This is a genomic window from Acinetobacter sp. WCHAc060033 (assembly GCF_004209125.1).
Classification (GTDB): domain Bacteria; phylum Pseudomonadota; class Gammaproteobacteria; order Pseudomonadales; family Moraxellaceae; genus Acinetobacter; species Acinetobacter wuhouensis.
On the sequence record NZ_SGSW01000151.1, the window covers coordinates 1 to 1,156 of the forward strand.

General features: G+C 39.6%; 1 protein-coding gene. It reads right to left on the bottom strand.

What is annotated here, in order from left to right:
• On the bottom strand, positions 1 to 1,125 hold a 1,125-nt coding region (locus tag EXE10_RS21005; RefSeq protein ID WP_130114599.1), incomplete at its 3' end, for a BapA/Bap/LapF family prefix-like domain-containing protein.
• Positions 1,126 to 1,156 lie beyond the last annotated feature (31 nt).

A 1,156-nucleotide genomic window follows, 5' to 3' on the forward strand; every position in this document is an offset into this window, starting at 1 on the left:
ATCTGGCGTGATTTCTACTTTTACACTTGGAGGCACAACATCATCAGTCGTTGCACCTTCTAGACCAGGGTTACCACCTTTGTCTTCGTACGAACCTGTAGGAATCTCTATAGTCACATCTTTTGATGGGTCTTTTGGTGATGGTGTAACCACAAATTTTGTCGGATCTTCTGGATCTACAGTCACAGTTGTATCTGGACCTAAATTATTCTTTGGATCACTTATGATGAGGTCTTTGATCTCTTCTGGCGTAAATGGCTTACCCGTATTTGGGTTAATTGGCTCATCACTAAAGTCTACTGTGAACTCACCTTTGCTCGGATCATACGTCACTGATACAGTCGGTGGAACTGTATCAACAGTCGCTCTATCAGGTGCAGACTCTGTAGATGTACCACCTGCATTTTCAATCGTTGCAGTCACTTTTAAGTCAGTACCTTCTGCAGGTATATCTACAGCTACAGTTACTTTTCCAGCATCAATATCCGTTTGAGTAAGTTTATGAGGATACTCTTTACCATTTTGATCTTTGACTGTAATCGTATCGCCCGCAACTGCACCTGTTGGAATGGTCACAATTACATTAATATGAGTCGCATCACCAATTTCTTCTTTGTTTAATACACCATCATTATTTTTATCATTTTCAATTTCAACTTTAGGCGCTTCTAACACAGCTGGCTTCTTCGCCCCACCATTACCACCCGAGCTACCAGCAGCTGCACCGATACCACCAGCAACAATCCCACCTATAACCCAAGGTAAAGGTCCAACACCACCTGTACCGGCACCCGTTACAATCGGTAGTAACTCTTCAAGACCTGTGAGTTCCTTAAAACCAGCAGCACCATTTTCCCAAACCACTTGCTCAAATGCACAAACTGTTCCTTCAAATACTAAATCCGAGGTATTACCAGTAGCATCTTTCACAAAATAATTTTCAATTGTGATTTGTTCGCCATTATTTAACTTAATAACTAAGTTATTTCCCTCTTGCACGATTTCTTTAACATCTTCTTTGTGCAATTTGGTTTGAATAATAGATGCTTTATCTAATTTAATAACACTATCACCGATATTAACTTTATCCAAAGAGACCTTATCTATTACCGTGATGTCTTGCATGATTAACAACCAATTTATTAGTAACAATTAG